Origin of the sequence: Janthinobacterium sp. SUN073 (assembly GCF_030397665.1) — a bacterium.
Classification (GTDB): Bacteria; Pseudomonadota; Gammaproteobacteria; order Burkholderiales; family Burkholderiaceae_D; genus Janthinobacterium.
Map to the genome: position 1 here is coordinate 1299209 of NZ_JAPUBT010000001.1, position 18878 is coordinate 1318086.

The window sequence follows — 18878 nt, forward strand, 5'->3', positions numbered from 1 at the left end:
CTCGCTGGACAAGATAGAATGCGCGAGCGTCCGCACAAGGACGCCAAGCCTGCCGCACTGCCCTCCCCCAGTGACGCTGGACGGGATATACTGTATATTCATACAGTTATCGCCGCCGTTGTCACTGCGCCCCGCAGTGCCATGGCCTGGCGTTCCAACCACTGTCTTTACTTAGCTTGAACACGTATGGCCACTAAAAAACCAGCATCCGACTACAGCGAATCATCCATCCGTGTCCTGAAAGGACTGGAACCCGTCAAGCAGCGCCCGGGGATGTACACCCGCACTGAAAATCCGCTGCACATCATTCAGGAAGTGATCGACAATGCCTCCGACGAGGCGCTGGGCGGTCATTGCACGCATATCGCCGTCACGCAAAATACGGATGGCAGCATCACCGTCGAAGACAATGGCCGCGGCATTCCCGTCGGCATCCACCCTGAAGAAGGCGTGCCGACGGTGGAAATCGTGTTTACACGGCTGCACGCAGGCGGCAAGTTCGACAAGGGTTCGGGCGGCGCCTACGCGTTCTCGGGCGGCTTGCACGGCGTCGGCGTGTCCGTCACCAATGCGCTGTCGACACGCCTGGAAATCACCGTCTGGCGCAAGGAAAGCGATGGCAACGGCTTGCATCACATGGTGTTTGCGAATGGCGACGTGATCGAGCCCCTGAGTTCCCGCCCCGCCCCGCGCGACGGCAAGAAGTCGGGCACGCGCGTCACCGCCTGGCCCGACGCGAAGTATTTTGATTCGCCGAATATCTCGCAAACCGAGCTGCAGCGCCTGCTGCGCTCGAAAGCCGTGCTGCTGCCGGGCGTGACCGTCACGCTGACCAACGCCAAGACGGGCGATACGCAAACCTGGCAGTACGCGGAAGGCTTGCGCGGCTACCTGACCGAATCGCTGGCGCAGGTATCGAATGGCGAAACCCTGATTCCCCTGTTCGAAGGCGCGCAATACGCGGGCCCGGACTCGGAAGGCTTTGCCGAAGGCGAAGGCGCGGCCTGGGTGGTGGCGTGGACGGAAGAAGGCGCCATCGTGCGCGAATCGTATGTCAACCTGATTCCCACCTCGAATGGCGGCACGCACGAATCGGGCTTGCGCGACGGCCTGTTTGGCGCCGTGAAAAACTTCGTCGAAATGCACTCGCTGCTGCCGAAAGGCGTCAAATTGCTGCCGGAAGACGTGTTTGCGCGCGCCTCGTTCGTGCTGTCGGCCAAGGTGCTGGACCCGCAATTCCAGGGCCAGATCAAGGAGCGTCTGAATTCGCGCGACGCCGTGCGCCTGGTCTCGACCTTCACCAAGCCGCCGCTGGAACTATGGCTGAACCAGCACGTCGACTACGGCAAGAAGCTGGCCGACCTGGTGATCAAGCAGGCGCAGTCGCGTCAGCGCTCGCTGCAAAAAGTGGAAAAGAAAAAATCCTCGGGCGTGGCCGTCCTGCCGGGCAAGCTGACCGACTGCGAATCGTCGGACATCACGCGCAATGAACTGTTCCTCGTCGAGGGCGACTCGGCGGGCGGTTCGGCCAAGATGGGCCGCGACAAGGAATTCCAGGCGATCTTGCCCCTGCGCGGCAAGGTCCTGAATTCGTGGGAAACGGACCGCGACCGCCTGTTCGCGAATAACGAGATCCACGACATTGCGGTGGCCATCGGCGTCGATCCGCACAGCGTGGGCGATACACCCGACCTGTCCGGCCTGCGCTACGGCAAGATCTGCATCCTCTCGGATGCGGACGTGGACGGCTCGCACATCCAGGTACTGCTGCTGACCTTGTTCTTCAAGCACTTCCCGGCCCTGATCAACAAGGGCCACATCTGCATCGCCCGCCCGCCCCTGTACCGCGTGGACGCGCCGGCGCGCGGCAAGAAGCCGATGCAGAAGATCTATGCGCTCGACGACGGCGAACTGGTCGCCATCGAGGACAAGCTGCGCAAGGAAGGCGTGAAACAGGGCGCCTGGTCGATCTCGCGCTTCAAGGGCCTGGGCGAGATGAACGCCGAGCAGCTGTGGGAAACCACGATGAACCCGGACACGCGCCGTTTGCTGCCCGTGACTCTGGGCGAAATCGACCACATGACTTCCTCCGCGCGCTTCAATATGTTGATGGGCAAGGGCGAAGCGGCAGGACGCCGCGCCTGGATCGAGGAGCACGGCAATGAGGCGGAGGCGGATATCTGATGATCATCGGTATCGACTTGGGCACCACCAACAGCCTGGTCGCCATCTGGCGCGACGGCAAGGCTGCCATCATCCCGAACGCACTGGGCGAGCACCTGACGCCGTCGTGCGTCAGCATCGATGACGACGGCACCGTGCTGGTGGGCCGCGCCGCGCGCGAGCGCCTGCAGACACACCCGCAACTGACGGCGGCCGTTTTCAAGCGCTACATGGGCAGCGAAAAGAAGATCACCCTCGGCACGCAGCAATTCCGTCCGGAAGAGCTGTCTTCGATGGTGCTGCGCGCGCTGAAGGAAGATGCCGAAGCCTTTTTGGGCCACAAGGTCGAGGAAGCCATCATCACCGTGCCCGCGTATTTCAGCGATGCGCAGCGCAAGGCCACGCGCATCGCCGGCCAGCTGGCGGGCCTGCGCGTGGAGCGACTGCTGAACGAGCCGACGGCCGCCGCGCTGGCCTACGGCATCCGCGACAAGGAACAGGAAAGCAAATTCCTCGTCTTCGACCTGGGCGGCGGCACGTTTGACGTGTCGATCCTGGAGCTGTTCGAAGGCGTGATGGAAGTGCGCGCCTCGGCCGGCGACAATTTTCTGGGGGGCGAGGACTTCGTCACGGTGCTGGTCGACGCCTTCCTGCAAGGCAGCGGCTTGCGCGACGCGGCCGGCAGCCGTTTGTTCGATCCGCGCCAGCAGCAGCTGCTGCGCGATGAAGCCGAACGCGTCAAGCGTCTGCTGTCGGAGCAGCCGTCCGTGCGCATGGCCACGCGCTACCAGGACAAGGAATACAGCTGGGAGATCAGCGAAGACAAACTGGCGCAGCTGTGCGAACCGCTGCTGGCACGCTTGCGCCTGCCCGTGGAACGGGCGCTGCGCGACGCCACCATCCGCGCCGCCGAATTGAATGAAGTGGTGCTGGCAGGCGGCGCCACGCGCATGCCGCTGGTGCGCAAACTCGTCTCGCGCATGTTCGGCCGCTTCCCCGCCATCCACCTGGACCCGGACGAAGCGGTGGCGCTGGGCGCCGCCGTGCAGGCGGGCCTGAAGATGCGCGACGCGGCCCTCGAAGAAGTGGTCATGACGGATGTGGCACCGTATTCGCTGGGCATTTCGATTTCGCGCCAGGTCGGCGCGAACCAGTATGAAGGCGGACATTACCTGCCCATCATCGAGCGCAACTCCGTGGTGCCCGTCTCGCGCACGGAAAACATCACCACCATCTACGACAATCAGAAGGAAATCAACGTGGCGATCTTCCAGGGCGAGTCGCGCCTGGTGGCCGACAACGTCTTCCTCGGCAAGATCAGCTTCCCGATCCCCGCGAAAAAGGCCGGCGAGATCGGCATCGACGTGCGCTTCACCTACGACGTCAGCGGCGTGCTGGAAGCGGAAGTAACGGTGCTGGCCACGCAAGAACGCCACAAGATGGTCATCAGCGACAATGCTGGCGTGATGACGCCGGAGCAGATCGAGCAGCGCTTTGCGGAACTGGCCGACCTGAAGATACACCCGCGCGAGCAGATGGAAAACCGCACCCTGGTCACGCGCGCCGACCGCCTGTATGAACAGTCGCTGGGCGACGTGCGCCAGTACCTGGCTGCGCACACGGCCAATTTCCAGGCCGCGCTGGAGACGCAGGACCCGTCCACCATCCGGCAAGCGCGTACGGCGTTTGCGGAGGTGCTCAAGGAAATAGAAAGTGACAGTTTCCTGTGACGGGTAGCGAGACGCTGGATATCTGGCAAGTCCTGGGCATCGCCGAGACGCGCGATGAACGGGACATCAAGCGCGCCTATGCGCGCCAGTTAAAGCTGAACCGTCCTGAAGATGGTGCGGCCGCCTTCCAGCGCCTGCGCGATGCCTATGAGTATGCGCTGCGCATTGCCGCGCACAGCCAGGAACAGCAGGCGCCTGAAGCATCCGCCACCCCGGCCACAGCGCCCGCGCCAGCCCCGCTGGCAGCTGGCAAGATCGACTTTGGCAAAACGCCGCCAGCGGCATCGCCTGCCATGACAGCCGATCCCCGGAAAGAAGCACAGATCCTGTGGCGGGAATGGCTGGCCTCCGGCAACGGCATCAAGCTGTCGACGCTGGAAAAGCGCGAAGCGATGACCCACCTCGCCGTACGCGAGGAATTTGAACTCCTGGCCCTGCGCTACTGCGCCACGGCCGCGTGTCATGACGCCACCCGTGGCCACTTCATCGAGCACTACCAGTGGGACCAGCGGCTGCCGCAATTGCGCAAAATGGATGCGGAAGCTGCACGCGGCCTGGTCGGGCACCACAATGCGACGGCTTCGCTGGCTTATTTGCGCAGCAGCGGAGAGTACAACGCATGCCTCGATCTGCTGATGGCCGCACCGCCGGCATCCGCATTCTGTCTGCACGATGTGCGATTGACGCGGACCCTGCTGGCACTCATCGAGGGCATACGCGCGCATCATGGCGACCTGCTGGCCTACAAGATCGATCCCGCGTCGATCGCCTGGTGGGAGCGCAAGGCGCGCGCCAAAAAATACTTCGGCGGTACCGCCATACGTTCCGCAGTGACCGGCCTCGCCATCTACGGGCTCGCGCTGTTCATGCATGAGCGCTGGGGTTTCTTCGGCATCGACTTCTTTTATGCGATTTTCTTCGTGCTGTCACAGCTGCTATCCTTCTCGGCCTACGCCGCATACGCCTTTTACCGCCCTGCCGCGCTGATTGAGCGGATGGCGCAGTTCAGGCAGCAGCACTTCGGCGTCTATCTGCAGTACCGGCATCGGCACCTGTGGCAATTCGGCTGGGTGTATGCCTATGCCGGGCTGTCGCTGCTGCTGTTTATCAACCATCCATCGCCGATGCTGGTCTCCGGCGCCACGCTCCTGCTTGCCGTCTGCGCGCTAGTGGCCGTATTTGCTTCCTCGGCGCACTTCAAGCTGCGCGCCTATCTGCTCTTGCTGCCGATTGCCTCGCTGCTGGCCTGGATGATGCGGGAAACCGCCTTCGACGCCTTTCCTGCCGGCGCCTGTTTTGCTTTCAGCCTGTGCCTGCTGATACTGCTGGCGCGCAGCGGCGCGCAACTGTATCAGGCCCTGGGCTTGCCAAAGGCGTGGCACCACCGCTTGCGCATCACCTGGCTGGTGGGTGGCACCTTGCTGTTTTTTGTCGCGGCGGCGGGCGTGCTGCCGGCCGGCCTGGCCCCGGTGCTGGCCTGGCTGTGGTGCCTGGCCGGTGTGCCGCTGTACACATTCACGATGCCCAATATTTCCCGCCACCTGGTATGGCCAGCCCTGCTGCTGGTGAAGATCACGCTGGTATCGAGTACCTCCTTTTTTGCCAATTTGCCCGATGCCCGCCTGATACTGCCGGAAGCCCTGCTGCCACTCATCGCCATGCTAATCCTGGCCAATCTGTTCTATGAAAACCAGCAAGAAAACGTCCATGCCTGAACGCGCCCCCATGCCCAAGCAAGCCACTTCACCCGACCTGTCCCGGAACGGGAGCGACGTCTGATGGACGGCGGCATGCATGGTGCTGAACGCAGCCTGTGGGAAATCCTCGGCACGGCGCCGACGGGCGACGAGCGCGCCATCAAGCGCGCCTACGCGAAACGCCTGAAAGTGACACGGCCGGAAGACGACCCGGCCGCCTTCCAGGAACTGCGCGACGCCTATGAGTATGCGCTGCGCCATGCACCGCGCTTTGCCGCGGAGCTGGCGGAGATGCACGCCACACCAGCGACTGAACTGGCGGAGCCGGGTCCTGCGGATCCGCCTCCGGCGCTCGTTTCCCGCTTGAAGTCAGACGCCGGCCTGGCGGTACCGGAGCCAGAGCCAGTACCTGTGCAAGAGCCGGCAGCCGAACTGTGGGGCGTCATCGCCGACGCGGCGCAGGAGACACACACGGCGCAGGAAGCGCCTGCGGAGCTGTGGGGCGTCCCCGACGAACCAGCGCAGGAACGCACGCCGCCACCGGAATTATGGGGCGTGGTCGCCATCGATCCCGTCCAGGAAGGCGCCAGCCTGTGGCAGGCACTCCTGGCGCAGTCCCGGCGCCGCGACGGGGCCGCTCTGCTGCCCGGCTTCCTCGAGCGTGAAGAATTGCTGAACCTCGACGTGCGCGAGGAGTTCGACCTGTGCGCGCTGCGCTACTGCGCCGGCGCCGGCTATGACCTGTCGCTGCGCCAGGCCCTGTTCGAGCAGTTGGGCTGGGACCGCGATTTTTCCTACCTGGCGCGCAGCCATGCGGATCTGGTGCGCAGCGCCGTACAGCGCTACCGGGCCGACCGCTCGTTCGCCCATTTCAGCGACAACCGCGACAACTACCCGGGCCTGGACTGCATCATGTCGCAGCAGGCACCGTCGGCCTATGCACGCCAGCTGTTCGACAAAAAATTCAACCTGCAGCTGCGCGAGCTGCTGCAAACGATACGCTGGCAGCATAGCGAAATGCTGGCCTATAAACTCGACACCGATCTGTTCGAACAATGGGAGCAGGCGGTTTTTTCGCGCCGCTATTTCAAGCAGACGGCCTTCGCATCGGCGGGCCTGGGCTTCGTGCTGCACCTCATCCTGTCCAGCCTGTTCAAAGTCGCCGGCATCAGCCTCGGTGACATGGGCGCGTATGCCAGCCTGCTGGGCTGCCAGGCGCTGGCCTTTGCCCTGCTGGCCATGCACGCGCTGCGCTGGCCCGCGCCCCTGTTCGCGCGGCTGCACGCGCTGCAGGAATGGCTGCAGGAGCGCCTGCCCGTGCTGCGGCAGCGTCACGGACTGCTGCAGCTCGCCTGGATCGTGCCCTTTGTGCTGCTGGCGCTATTGCTGTTCCTGCCCGAGCGCAGCGAGGCGCTGCGCATCGCCACCTCGGTGGGCTTGTGCGCCTCGGCGCTGCTGGCATATGCCATGAACCGCCAACTGCTCAACGGCGTGCTGCTCGCCGCTGCCCTGGGCCTGGCGCTGGTCGCTGCCATGTTCATGAACGGCACAGGCTCTGCGGCACTCGTCATCGCCAATGGCATGCCCATGATGTTTTGCCTGTTACTGCTTGCCTTGCGCAGCGCCGCGGGCCTGTATGAGGAATGCGGCTTGCCCGTGGCGCGTTTGCCGCGTCTGCGCGTGGCATGGCTGATCGGCTGCGCCGGCCTGCTGCTGCCCCTGTATCTGCAGCTGCTGCCAGCCGTGCCGCTCGGTGCCGCGCTGTATGCCTGGTCATGCGCAGGTCTGCTGATTTCGCCCAGCGATTTGCGCTGGAGGACGGTCTGGCCGCTGGTGCTGGTGCCCTCCCTTGGCAGCTTTTTGCTGGCCAGCCAGGCCGCGCCCGTGCGCTCCATGTCGATGATGCATAACGGCGTCGAGCTGGCCCTGATTGTGCTGTACTTCACCCTACGCTGCATCTATCTGCGCTACGGCGCCGCCTTATCCCGACCAGGGCTGTCATAATCAGCCCCACGAATTCAACCGCAACCACTAACACCGAAACAAGCGCCATGTCCACACAAACCAATTTATTTGACGATGCCCAGCCTGAGCCGATCGAGCCGGATGAACCGGTATTCGACGGCGAAGCGCTGACCCTCTCTACCTTCGCCGAGCGCGCCTATCTCGATTACGCCATCTCCGTCGTCAAGGGCCGCGCCCTGCCCGACGTGTGCGATGGCCAGAAACCCGTGCAGCGCCGCATCCTGTATGCGATGAATGAGCTGGGCTTGAATTCCACGGCGAAGCCGCGCAAATCGGCGGCCGTGGTCGGCGACGTGCTCGGTAAATTGCATCCGCACGGCGACCAGTCCGTGTACGACGCACTGGTGCGCATGGCACAGGATTTCTCGCTGCGCTACCCACTGATCGATGGCCAGGGCAACTTCGGCTCGCGCGATGGCGACGGCGCCGCGGCCATGCGTTACACGGAAGCGCGTCTGACGCCGATCGCCAAGCTGCTGATGGATGAAATCGGCATGGGCACGGTGGATTTCCAACCCAACTACGACGGTTCGACGGAAGAACCGAAGCTGCTGCCGGCGCGCCTGCCGATGGTGCTGCTGAACGGCGCCTCCGGCATCGCCGTGGGCCTGGCGACGGAAATCCCGTCGCACAACCTGGCGGAAGTGGCAAAAGCGGCTGTCGCCATGATCCGCGATCCGAAGATGACGCACGCCGAACTGATGGCCATCATTCCCGGCCCGGACTTCCCCGGCGGCGGCCAGATCATCACGCCGCCCTCGCAGATCCAGGACATGTACGCAAGCGGGCGTGGCAGCATGAAGGTGCGCGCGCGCTGGAAGATCGAAGAGCTGGCGCGCGGCCAATGGCAAGCCGTCGTGACGGAACTGCCGCCGGGTACCTCGTCGCAAAAGGTGCTGGAAGAAATCGAGGAACTGACGAATCCGAAGATCAAGCTGGGCAAGAAGGCGCTGTCGCCGGACCAGGTGGCCCTGAAGGCGCTGATCCTCAATTCGCTCGACACCATCCGCGACGAATCGGGCCGCGCCGCGCCCGTGCGCCTGGTGTTCGAGCCGAAGTCGAAGAACCAGGACCAGACGGAATTCATGCTGATGCTGCTGGCGCACACCTCGCTGGAATCGTCGACCTCGATCAACCTGGTGATGATAGGCGGCGATGGCCGCCCGCGCCAGAAAGGGCTGGGCGATATCCTGCGCGAGTGGATCGATTTCCGCTTCGAGACCGTCACGCGCCGCACCAGCTACAAACTGGGCAAGGTCAAGGACCGCATCCATATTCTGGAAGGGCGCGAAGCGATCCTGCTCAATATCGACAAGGTGATCCAGATCATCCGCAATTCGGATGAACCGAAAACGGCCCTGATCGAAGCATTCAAGCTGTCCGAGCGCCAGGCCGACGATATCCTGGAAATCCGCTTGCGTCAGCTGGCGCGCCTGGAAACGATCAAGATCCAGCAGGAGCTGGCCGAGCTGCGCAAGGAAGAAAAGTCGCTGCAAGACCTGCTCGATAACCCGGGCTCGATGAAGCGCGCCATCATCCGCGAAATCGAAGCGGACGCCAAGCAGTTCGGCGACGCGCGCCGCACCCTGATCGAGGAAGCGCAAAAAGCCGTGGCCGAACAGAAGGTGGTCGATGAGCCGGTCACCGTCATCATTTCGGAAAAAGGCTGGGTGCGCGCACGCACCGGCATCGGCCACGATGCGGCGCAGTTCACCTTCAAGGCGGGCGACACCCTGCATGGCGCCTTCGAATGCCGCACGGTCGACACCCTGCTGGGCTTTGGCAACAACGGCAAGATTTACTCGGTTCCCGTCTCGGCGCTGCCCAACGCGCGCGGCGACGGCGTGCCGATCACGACCTTGTGCGACCTGAGCGGCGGCACGCCCGGCAACGCCGTGCGCATCCTGCACTACTTTGCGGGCAATGGCGCCACCAATTTGCTGCTGGCGTCGAGCGCCGGCTACGGCTTCATCGCCAAGGCGGGCGACATGAGCAGCCGCCTGAAAGGCGGCAAGGCTTTCATCACCCTGGACGATGGCGACGTGCCTCTGGCACCGAAAGTCATCCCCGAGGTGGCCAGCGCCCTGGCCTGCCTGACGGAAGGCGCGCGCCTGCTGGTGTTCGGCCTCGATGAAATGAAAACCCTGTCCAAGGGCGGCACCGGCGTCAAGCTGATCGACCTCGATGCCAAGGACAAGCTGCTGGCCGTGCAGCCGATCACCCAGCGCGGCGTGGTGGTCTCGGGCATCGGCCGGGCTTCGAAGCCGCAGGATGCGTCGCTCGGTGCCACCGCCCTGGCCGAGCATTTCGGCAAGCGCGCGAAGAAGGGCAAGGCGCTGGCGGCCAAGCTGAAACCGGTCTCGATGGCGGCCATCGGCTGATCGCCACCCGGCCATACGAAAAGACAGGTTCGCCTGTCTTTTTTTTCGCCCATCTCCGCGTAGGGGCGGCAGGCAAAAATAATTTTGCAAATACGTCCCCCGTTTCCGTTATCCCTGCAGGCATGCCACCGGCATGCCGCCCGCAGACAGGAGAACAAGGATGACAAACAAGGTTTCAGGCAGGCTGCCATGCAGCGCCTGACCCCGGCCGAGCGGCTGGTAGCGGCCATGGCGGCCGAAGGCTTGCCGTATAAAAGCATCGCCAGGGAACTGGGCAAGTCGCCGGCCACCGTGCGCAATCAGCTACATGCGATTTACCAGAAACTCGGCGTGGGCAACCGCACGGCGCTCGCCTGCAAACTGCGCGGCAAGCCTTAACGCCGCGCCAGGCGCAACACGTCGGGCGTCGCTTCGACGATATCGATCACGTCCTGTGCCCCGCTGGCATCACCGAACGCATAGCGGCCCATGCCCAGGGGCACCAGCCGGGTAACGGGGCCGGCGCGGGGACGGTCGTCGGGGCTGGGCGCCATGGATGTCGACGTCGCCTCTCCTCCTTCCATGCTCCCTGTTCCAGCGCCAAACTCCAGCACCTTGCGCCCCTTGCGGCTGGGAGGAAAGGCGAACGTGGCCGTGGGCCGGTACACCTCGATACCGTCCGCATCCTCTTCGAAGGAATGCGTCCAGCTACCGCTGGGCAATGCCATCGTCATGCCGTGCATGCCGCCTCCCGTTGATCACTTTGACGTCAGAAGCACGATACCACGCCGCCCAGGCTTTCATAGCCGCTCACCGAAGGCGACCAGGCCGTACCGTTCCACGCCTTGTGGAACAGGGCGCCATTCGTGCCCGTGACAAACACGTCGAGGCGGTTGGCCGCCCAGGCCGTGGCGCGCGGGCGCGAGGTACACACGCCGCCCAGGCTTTCAAATCCCGTCAGGGATGGCGACCAGGCGGTGCCGTTCCAGGCCTTGTGATACAGGGCGCTATCGGTGCCGATGACGAACAGGTCGAGCCGGTTGGCCGCCCACGACACGGCTTCCACCTCGCCCACGCAGATACCGCCCAGACGTTCGAAGCCATCGATGGACGGCCCCCATTTCGCGCCATCCCACCATTTATGGTACAGCGCGCCATCGGTGCCCGTGACAAACACGTCAAGCCGGTTCGGCCCCCACGCCACCGCCTTCGGCGACGAAGTGCAGATGCCCCCCAGGCGCTCATAGCCCGTCAGCGACGGCCCCCAGGCCGTGCCGTTCCACCACTTGTGGTACAGCGCATGGTCGGAACCGATGACGAACACGTCCAGGCGGTTCGGTCCCCAGGCCACCGCTTCCGGTTGGCCCAGGCAGATGCCGCCCATGGCTTCGTAACCCGTCAACGATGGTCCCCAGGCGGCGCCATTCCACCACTTGTGATACAGGCCGCGGTCCGTGCCGACGACAAACACGTCGAGGCGGTTCGGCCCCCAGGCCACGGCGCGCGGGTCGCCCACGCACAAGCCGCCCATCGCTTCATAACCGGTCAAGGACGGCCCCCACGCCGTGCCGTTCCACCATTTGTGAAACAGGCCGCTGTCGGTGCCCGTGACGAACACGTCGAGCCGGTTCGGCGCCCACGACACCACCTGTGGCGCACTGGTACAAATGCCACCCTGGCCTTCGTAGCCGGTGACGGATGGCGCCCAGGCCGAGCCATTCCAGGCCTTGTGATACAGCGCGCGGTCCGTGCCCAGCACGAAGACGTCGAGGCGATTCGCCCCCCAGGCCACGACGGGCGAGGAACTCTGGCGCGGCGTGGCGCCCGTACCGCCCGTCCCCGTGCCGATGCTGGCGCGCGGACCATCGAGGCAGGCCTGCATGCGCGCCACCTGGCCCGCCGTGAACATGAACATGGCGGGATCGTCGACATAATCCATGTAGTTCATGAACATGTCGCCATTCGGCCCGTTGCTGCAGGAAACATGCGGGAACGAAGGCTGGCCCGTGTTCGGCCCGCCCTGATTCGGCGTGTCGGCTACATTGTCCGTGCCCGAGCACCCCGTGCCGTCGTCGCCCCAGATATGGTTCAGGTTCAGCCAGTGGCCGATTTCATGCGTGGCCGTGCGTCCCAGGTGGAACGGTGGCGCCGCCGTGCCGCTCGTGCCGAAGGCCGATTGCAGGATCACCACGCCGTCGGTGGCGGCCGGACCGCCGGGAAACTGCGCGTAGCCCAGCAAGCCACCGCCCAGCTGGCACGCCCAGATATTCAGGTAACTGTCGGCCGGCCAGGCGTCCATGCCGCCCGTCGCCTGCGACTTGACGGCATCGTCGGCGCCAAACGAGGCCACCGTCGTCTGGCGCCGCTCGATGCCGCTGGTAGCCGCGCCATGCGGATCGATCGTGGCCAGCGCAAACTCCACGCGCGCATCGGACGTCAGCGGCAGGAACGGTGCCGGCGTGCTGTTCACATCCGGATTGACGCGCCGGAAATCGCGGTTCAGCACGTCGATCTGGCTGGCGATCTGCGCATCCGAAATATTCTGCGCGGCCGTATTCCATACCACGTGCACCACCACCGGTATCTGCGTCACGCCGGAACGGCCGGCGATGCCGCTGTCTCCTTCGTAGAGTCCGGCCAGATTTTCGATATCGGCGCGCACGTTCGCATAGGAGGGATCTTCGCTCAGCAGGCGGCGATGCACGTCCATCGTGGCGCAGGTGCGCGTTTGCGGCGTGCCTCCGCCCTGTCCACCGGCGTCGCCGCCCATGCCGCCCCCTCCGCCATCGCCATCGCGGTCGCCACCCATGCCGCCGCCATCGCCCGCGTGCATGCAACTGGCACCTGCCATGCTCTGCGATGCCTGCTGCATGCCGCCGCCCGGCATGTCGCCAGCATCCGCGGCGGCCACGCCCTGGGTGAGCGCCGTCTGGTCGGCATACGACACGCCCAGGCGCTGCCCTGGCATGGCGTCGCCGCCAGCCGCATCGGCGCCGGCCTGCATGTCGCCTTCGACCGGCATCGCCTGCATGGCGGACATGGCTGGCGCGCCTTCCGCTGAACCGGTGGCCGGTGATTTTTTCGTTTTAGCGGTGCTCATGGTGTCTCCCTTCGTCTGTTTGCCAGTTCACTATGGCACGCCGAAAAGAGGAGCATTTGCGCCAGATCAAGACTGGCAAGCGGTGGCTAAGAAAAATGGCAGACGAAAAAAAAGACAGCCGAAGCTGTCTTTGGGGCTTGCAGGCCGTGGCCCGCAAACGGGGAATTACTTGGCGGCGGCAGCCTTGACTTCAGCGTCGGCCTTGGCCTTGGCTTCTGCCGTCTTGGTGGCGGCGAGGGCTTTGTCGGCGTTCGCTTCCACTTTTTCCTTGGCGACCTTGGCATCCGCTTTCACGGCCGTCTTGGTGGCTTTCGCATCGGCCTTGGCATCGGTTTTATCCGCCTTGGCTTCCGCTTTCAGCTTGTCTTCCGCATCGGCGCTGACGACTTTGTCGTGGGCCTTGGCCTTGGTTTTGTTGGCCTTGTGATGGGCGTCGGCTTTCTTGTCGTCGGCCTTCATTTCAGCCTTGGCGACGTTGGCGTCAGCCTTGGCATCCACTTTGGCTTCCGAAGCGGCAGCCTTGTTGACGTCTTTTTGCGCGGAAGCCTGGGCTTTCACGACAGCTTCCGTAGCCGGCGCGGTTTGAGCGAAGGCTCCGGTAGCAAACAGGGTGGCGATCAGGGCGGCGAGTAATTTGTTCATGATGAGACCTTTCAATATGGTTTAATTTTATTCTTACTAAAGGCGGGCAAAATGTTCCAAATTTGCCAGGCATCGCGCTGTTTCTGGAGGTAGCGCAATGGCATGACTTCATAGTAAAGATAACTGGCAAACCACACTGTGCGCTATCGCACTCAACGGAAAATATGTGCAATTCGGCAAATTTCCCATTGAGCGCGGCCTGACGCTTCAGATCCTCATGCGCCTACGGCCAGCGCCGCATGGCGGGCAGCTACCCACTCCTCGTTGGCTGGCTCCACGCCCACCACGATGCGGCTGGCATCGGTGGAAATGCGGCTGGCGTTGCGCGCATTGGCCTGCGCATCGAGCACGGGGCCGATGAAACCGAGTTCGGCGCAGATGCGCTGGCGCAGCTCGGCACTGTGCTCGCCGATACCGGCCGTAAATACCAGCATGTCCAGCCCACCCAGCACGGCCGTCAGGGCACCGATTTCACGCACGATGCGGCGGATATACAGGGCCAGCGCGGCGCGGATGCGCTCGCCCGTGGCATCCTGCCGGTCCTGCTGCGCCAGCAGCACCGGCGGATCGGCCGACACGCCCGACACGCCCAGCAAGCCCGACTCGTGGTACAGCACATGCGCCACTTTTTCCAGCGACAGTTTTTCGATTTCCATCAGATAGATCACGGCGCCCGGATCGAGCGAACCGCAGCGCGTGCCCATCATCAGGCCATCGAGCGCGGAAAAGCCCATGGTGGTGGCCACGCTGTGCAAATTCTCCATGGCGCACAGGCTGGCGCCGCTACCCAGGTGGGCGACGATGACCTTGCCGCGCGCGACAGCACCAAAGCGCTGCTCCAGCACCAGCGACTGGTATTCGTACGACAGGCCATGGAAACCGTAGCGGCGCAAGCCTCGCTCCCACGCATCGTAAGGCAGGGCCAGCATCTGTTCGACCTGCGGCACCGTGTGGTGGAAGGCCGTGTCGAAGCACGCCACCTGGGCGATATCGGGCCGCGATTCGAGCAGCACCTCGATCGCTTCCAAGGCAAATGGCTGGTGCAGGGGTGCCAGTGGCACAAAACTTTTCAGGTCCGCCAGCACCTTGAAATCGATGCGCACGGGAGCGAAATACTTGCTGCCGCCATGCACCACGCGATGCGCCACGGCGCGCAGCGGGCGCCCGGCCAGCTGCGCCACGACTTGCGCGCGGATGTATTCGAGGGCCGCGTGATGCGGCTGCTCCGCATCGAGCTGCAAGGCGATTGCCGGCAGGCCGCCGGCGCGGTAAGTGGCATTTTCGCGGCCGATGCCTTCGACCTTGCCGCCCCATTGCGCCTGCTGCGGCAGCACGCCGCCGGCTTGCTCGAATAGGGCGAACTTGATGCTCGACGAGCCGCAATTGAGCACCAGGATCAGAGCGCCATCGGCATGGGTGATGTGCGTGTTCATGGTGGCGTGCTCCGGTAATGATTGGCCAGCATCACGGCGATGGCGCACGATGCGATGCGGCTGGCGCGCGAATCGGCGCGGCTGGTGAGGATGACGGGGATTTTTGCGCCCAGCACGATGCCGGCGCTGTCCGCGTCGCCCATGTATTCGAGCTGCTTGGCCAGCATGTTGCCGCTTTCCAGGTCGGGCACCAGCAAGATGTCCGCGCGGCCCGCCACCTCGGAAACGATGCCCTTGACGGTGGCGGCGGCGATCGACACGGCGTTGTCGAAGGCCAGCGGGCCATCGAGGATCGCGCCGGTGATTTGCCCGCGGTCGGCCATCTTGCACAGGGCGGCCGCGTCCAAGGTGGCCGGCATGTCCGCGTTCACCGTTTCCACGGCGGCCAGGATGGCCACGCGCGGGCAGGCCACGCCGATCACGTGCGCCAGGTCGATGGCGTTGCGCACGATGTCGGCCTTCATGGCCAGGTTCGGCGCGATATTGATGGCCGCATCCGTGATGATGAAAGGACGCGGATAGGCGGGCGTCTGCATCAGGAAGCAGTGGCTGATGCGGCGCTTGGTGCGCAGGCCGGCGCTGGCGGCCAGCACGGCCGACATCAGTTCATCCGTGTGCAGACTGCCCTTCATCAGCGCCTCGACTTCGCCCTTGCCTGCCAGCTCGGCGCCGCGCGCGGCGGCGGCATGGCTATGCTCGACATCCTCGATGGCGATGCCTGCCAGGCTCAGGCCCGCCTCAAGCGCCACCGCTTCCAGGCGCGCGCGCGGCGCCACCAGCACGGGCGTGATCAGGCCGGCCGCATGCGCGTCGAGCGCGCCCGACAGACTCAGTTCATCGCACGGGTGGATCACGGCTACCCGGATCGGGCCCAGCGTGCGCGCGTGTTCCAGCAGGCGCCGCGTGCCGTCGCCGTTATGCAGGCGCACTTCGGGCAAGGTGGCGCGCACTCTTTCAATCTGTTCGGCGGGCGCGATCACCTGCGCTTCGCCGTCGAGCACCACGGTGCCATGCTGGTTGACGCAGCGGCAGGCCAGGGTCACGTGGCGGTTGCGCGGCTCGCGCGCGGTGACGGTGACGCTGATGGCCAGCGTATCGCCGACGCGCACTGGCTGCAGGAAACGCAGGGTCTGGCCCGTGTAGACGGTGCCGGCGCCGGGCAGGCGCGTGCCCAGCACGGCCGAAATGAGGGCCGCGCCCCACATGCCGTGCGCGATGACGCCCTGGTAGCGGCTGGAGGCGGCAAATTCGGCATCCAGGTGCTGCGGGTTGTCATCGCCCGACATCACCGCGAACAGGGCGATATCGTCCATGCTCAGGGTGCGCGTGATGCTGGCGGTGTCGCCGATGGCGATCTGGTCGAAGGTGCGGTTACGCACGATATGCAAATCATCGTCTTGGGTGGTAGTCATCATGGTCTTCTAGGCAGAGGTAGTGTTTTTGGCAGGTTTGGCCTGGATAGCAGGCTGGGACGCAGTTTGAGATGCATGCGCGGCCGGTGGCAGCGCCTTCGCGTGCGCCTGGATCGCACGGTCGAAGACCTCCAGCATTTGCTGCAGGCTCGCTTCCTCGTCCGGCGTCGGCGCTTCGGGTACTTGCAGCACTTGCTGCAGCCATTCGCCCAGCGCGCCGATGGCATCCGGTTCGGCACGCGACAGCAAGGTGGGCAAGGCGGCGATGGCGGCATCGAAATCATGCAGCATCAAACGCGCCTGCTGGCGCACGGTGCCGCGGAATTCTTCCATGCTGAAACCCTGCGTGTACTGCGGCTTGACCAATTTGAGGGCCAGGTTGACGCGGCGCTCGTCGGCGATCATGCGGAAGCGGTAGATGTAGAACAGCGCGCGCACGGCCGCTTCCACCAGGCCCCCATGCTGCATGTCCTCGTCCATCTTGCGCGTTTCGCAACGCACGTATTCGCAATGCTCGGGCGAGATACCGGGATGCGGGCGCGGCGACGTGGTATCGCCGAGGGCTTGTCCCGTCAGCGCCTGCACCAGGGGTGAACCGTACACCAGGTCGAAGGTCGTTTCCTGCACCGTATCGCGCCAGTCGCGCCAGCTGTTCAAGCCGGCCGTGATGGCGCCGGAGATGGCCTCCTGCATGGCCAGCAGCGGGTTGTCCGGCGCCACCGGCTGGCGATGGGCACGCACTTTTTCCGCCTCCTTCGCCACCAGCTTGGCCAGCGGATTATGGTCCGTCCAGCGCTCGTACGAGACGCGCAGCGGATGCGTGAGCTGCAGGAAGCGCGCCGACTGCGGCGTGACCATGGCGCGCACCCACGGCTGCGCAAACGTGCGGTACAAAGCCAGGTTCACTTCGGAGACGCGCGCGGCGGCGGCGAACTTGCGGTCATTTTCCACGCTTGGCTGCACGATGGCGCGCACGTCGTCGATGCCGCGGTGTTCGACCTGCAGCACGTAGTCGCCGCTGGCCAGGTCCGCGTTCGGCGTATCGGGCGTCTTGTCGACGATCCGCGCTTCGTAAATGCCGGCCGGAAGCAGGTTGATCAGGTCGATATTGCTGGCGAATTTCTGGTGTTCCTTGTGTCCTACCTTGGACGAGACGAAAATGCCCAGGTGGCCGATGCTGTCATGTACGGCGTAGACGATGGTCTGGTCGTGCAGCAGCACATCGTTGTCGTCGCGGTACAGGTCCGTGATCCAGCCCAGCGCCTGCGGTGGCGGCGTGATGTTGTCGCCGTTCGAGCAAAATACGACGATGGGCGAACGGATATTGCGCAAGTCCAGGCGCACGCCGTCGGAGGTGATCAACTCCGCCGTGGCCAGGCGGTTGCCGATGAACAGATTGTCGACGATGTACTGCATCTCGACGTCGTTGAGGAACACGTGGCCACCCCAGTATTTTTCAAATTCCAGATAACGGGGCGCTTCCGTATCGATGTTCGCGTACAGGTTGTACTGCTTGCTCCACAGGGTGTTGGCCGGGTTCAGCTTCTCGAAATTCTGCACCAGGCTGGCGCCGTCGAAACGGCCCTTGCCCAGGTCGCCCGCCAGGGCCGTGGCCCAGCTGCCGCCCATCAGGCCACCCGCATAGCGCATCGGATTGCGGCCATGCCAGCCGGCCCAGTACGACACGGGCGCGCCGGCCACGATGATGGGGCCGAACAGCTCCGGGCGCATGGCCGCCGTCATGAGGATTTGCCAGCCCGCCTGGCAATTGCCGATGACGACAGGCTTGCCCTCGCTGAGCGGATGCAGGGCGATGACTTTTTCCAGGAAGGCCGCCTCGGCGTGCATCACGTCTTCCACCGTCTGTCCCGGCACGGGATCGGGCAGGAAGCCGATGAAGTAGCAAGGATGGCCGGCGCGCAGGGCCACGCCGATTTCGCTCTCGGCCTTGAAGCCACCGATGCCGGGACCGTGGCCGGCGCGCGGGTCGACGACGACGAATGGCCGCTTGGCTTGATCCGGCTCCGGGGCATCGGGCGTCAATATGCGCGCCAGGCCGTAGTTGACGGGACGCGCCAGCTCCAGGCCGGACATCACCAGTTCGGCGGGGAAGTCCAGTACGTTCGGTACTTCCTCGGCCAGATGCTCCTGGTACTGGTTGCCGCGCCGGCGCATCACGTCCGCGTACAGCACGATGCGCTGCCACGAGTCGCGCGCATAGTCGCCCAGCACGCCCAGCGACGGCAAGCCGCCGGTGGAGAAAAATGGAGCAGTTTCGATCTTCATGGCTATCCTTTTCATGCAAACAAATGCCGG

Annotated in this window: 12 protein-coding genes; 6 read left to right on the forward strand and 6 right to left on the reverse strand. The window is 64.4% G+C overall.

Features of this window, described 5'->3' with window-relative positions:
- The first annotated feature begins 186 nt into the window (after positions 1-186).
- The 6 genes from O0882_RS05895 (at position 187) to O0882_RS05920 (ending at position 10374) form a co-directional block, all read left to right on the forward strand.
- Positions 187-2184, forward strand: coding sequence for a DNA topoisomerase IV subunit B (locus O0882_RS05895; RefSeq protein WP_289946077.1), 1998 nt, complete (start codon positions 187-189; stop codon positions 2182-2184).
- The gene (locus O0882_RS05900; RefSeq protein ID WP_289946078.1) at positions 2184-3893 is read left to right on the forward strand and encodes a molecular chaperone HscC; all 1710 of its coding nucleotides are present in this window, start codon (positions 2184-2186) and stop codon (positions 3891-3893) included. The genes O0882_RS05895 and O0882_RS05900 overlap by 1 nt, the downstream gene beginning before the upstream one ends.
- The gene (locus tag O0882_RS05905) at positions 3890-5608 is read left to right on the forward strand and encodes a hypothetical protein (protein WP_289946079.1); all 1719 of its coding nucleotides are present in this window, start codon (positions 3890-3892) and stop codon (positions 5606-5608) included. Before O0882_RS05900 ends, O0882_RS05905 begins: the two co-directional genes overlap by 4 nt.
- Before the next feature lie 75 nt (positions 5609-5683).
- A complete protein-coding gene (locus O0882_RS05910; protein WP_289946080.1) occupies positions 5684-7594 on the forward strand; it encodes a hypothetical protein in 1911 nt (636 codons plus the stop codon).
- Between the two features lie 47 nt (positions 7595-7641).
- Positions 7642-9996, forward strand: coding sequence for a DNA topoisomerase IV subunit A (gene parC, locus O0882_RS05915; protein WP_289946081.1), 2355 nt, complete (start codon positions 7642-7644; stop codon positions 9994-9996).
- 189 nt (positions 9997-10185) lie between these two features.
- Positions 10186-10374 carry a helix-turn-helix transcriptional regulator gene (locus O0882_RS05920; protein ID WP_289946083.1) on the forward strand — a complete coding sequence of 63 codons (189 nt, stop codon included), beginning with the start codon at positions 10186-10188 and terminating at the stop codon, positions 10372-10374.
- On the opposite strand, the gene O0882_RS05925 is transcribed toward O0882_RS05920, so the two are convergent.
- The 6 genes from O0882_RS05925 to O0882_RS05950 form a co-directional block, all read right to left on the reverse strand.
- Positions 10371-10718 carry a hypothetical protein gene (locus O0882_RS05925; RefSeq protein WP_289946085.1) on the reverse strand — a complete coding sequence of 116 codons (348 nt, stop codon included), beginning with the start codon at positions 10716-10718 and terminating at the stop codon, positions 10371-10373. The two genes, O0882_RS05920 and O0882_RS05925, sit on opposite strands and share 4 nt — an antisense overlap.
- A 26-nt stretch (positions 10719-10744) precedes the next feature.
- On the reverse strand, positions 10745-13075 hold the full coding sequence (locus O0882_RS05930; protein WP_289946087.1) for a M43 family zinc metalloprotease: 2331 nt from the start codon (positions 13073-13075) through the stop codon (positions 10745-10747).
- Between the two features lie 165 nt (positions 13076-13240).
- Positions 13241-13717 carry a hypothetical protein gene (locus O0882_RS05935; RefSeq protein WP_289946091.1) on the reverse strand — a complete coding sequence of 159 codons (477 nt, stop codon included), beginning with the start codon at positions 13715-13717 and terminating at the stop codon, positions 13241-13243.
- Positions 13718-13932: 215 nt separating this feature from the next.
- Complete coding sequence (locus tag O0882_RS05940; RefSeq protein WP_289946092.1) at positions 13933-15150, reverse strand: acetate/propionate family kinase; 1218 nt, start codon at positions 15148-15150, stop codon at positions 13933-13935.
- Entirely contained in the window at positions 15147-16562 is a 1416-nt protein-coding gene (locus tag O0882_RS05945; protein WP_289946095.1) for a bifunctional enoyl-CoA hydratase/phosphate acetyltransferase, read from the reverse strand. The genes O0882_RS05940 and O0882_RS05945 overlap by 4 nt, the downstream gene beginning before the upstream one ends.
- Before the next feature lie 9 nt (positions 16563-16571).
- A complete protein-coding gene (locus O0882_RS05950; RefSeq protein ID WP_289946096.1) occupies positions 16572-18848 on the reverse strand; it encodes a DUF3141 domain-containing protein in 2277 nt (758 codons plus the stop codon).
- Positions 18849-18878 lie beyond the last annotated feature (30 nt).

What these genes read in the sequence shown, in the direction of transcription:
- O0882_RS05930 (WP_289946087.1), bottom strand. Translation starts at nt 13,075, where the DNA reads ATGAGCACCGCTAAAACGAAAAAATCACCGGCCACCGGTTCAGCGGAA.
- O0882_RS05920 (WP_289946083.1), top strand. Translation starts at nt 10,186, where the DNA reads ATGCAGCGCCTGACCCCGGCCGAGCGGCTGGTAGCGGCCATGGCGGCC.
- O0882_RS05925 (WP_289946085.1), bottom strand. Translation starts at nt 10,718, where the DNA reads ATGCACGGCATGACGATGGCATTGCCCAGCGGTAGCTGGACGCATTCC.
- O0882_RS05940 (WP_289946092.1), bottom strand. Translation starts at nt 15,150, where the DNA reads ATGAACACGCACATCACCCATGCCGATGGCGCTCTGATCCTGGTGCTC.
- O0882_RS05910 (WP_289946080.1), top strand. Translation starts at nt 5,684, where the DNA reads ATGCATGGTGCTGAACGCAGCCTGTGGGAAATCCTCGGCACGGCGCCG.
- O0882_RS05935 (WP_289946091.1), bottom strand. Translation starts at nt 13,717, where the DNA reads ATGAACAAATTACTCGCCGCCCTGATCGCCACCCTGTTTGCTACCGGA.
- O0882_RS05945 (WP_289946095.1), bottom strand. Translation starts at nt 16,562, where the DNA reads ATGACTACCACCCAAGACGATGATTTGCATATCGTGCGTAACCGCACC.
- O0882_RS05950 (WP_289946096.1), bottom strand. Translation starts at nt 18,848, where the DNA reads ATGAAGATCGAAACTGCTCCATTTTTCTCCACCGGCGGCTTGCCGTCG.
- O0882_RS05895 (WP_289946077.1), top strand. Translation starts at nt 187, where the DNA reads ATGGCCACTAAAAAACCAGCATCCGACTACAGCGAATCATCCATCCGT.
- O0882_RS05900 (WP_289946078.1), top strand. Translation starts at nt 2,184, where the DNA reads ATGATCATCGGTATCGACTTGGGCACCACCAACAGCCTGGTCGCCATC.
- parC (WP_289946081.1), top strand. Translation starts at nt 7,642, where the DNA reads ATGTCCACACAAACCAATTTATTTGACGATGCCCAGCCTGAGCCGATC.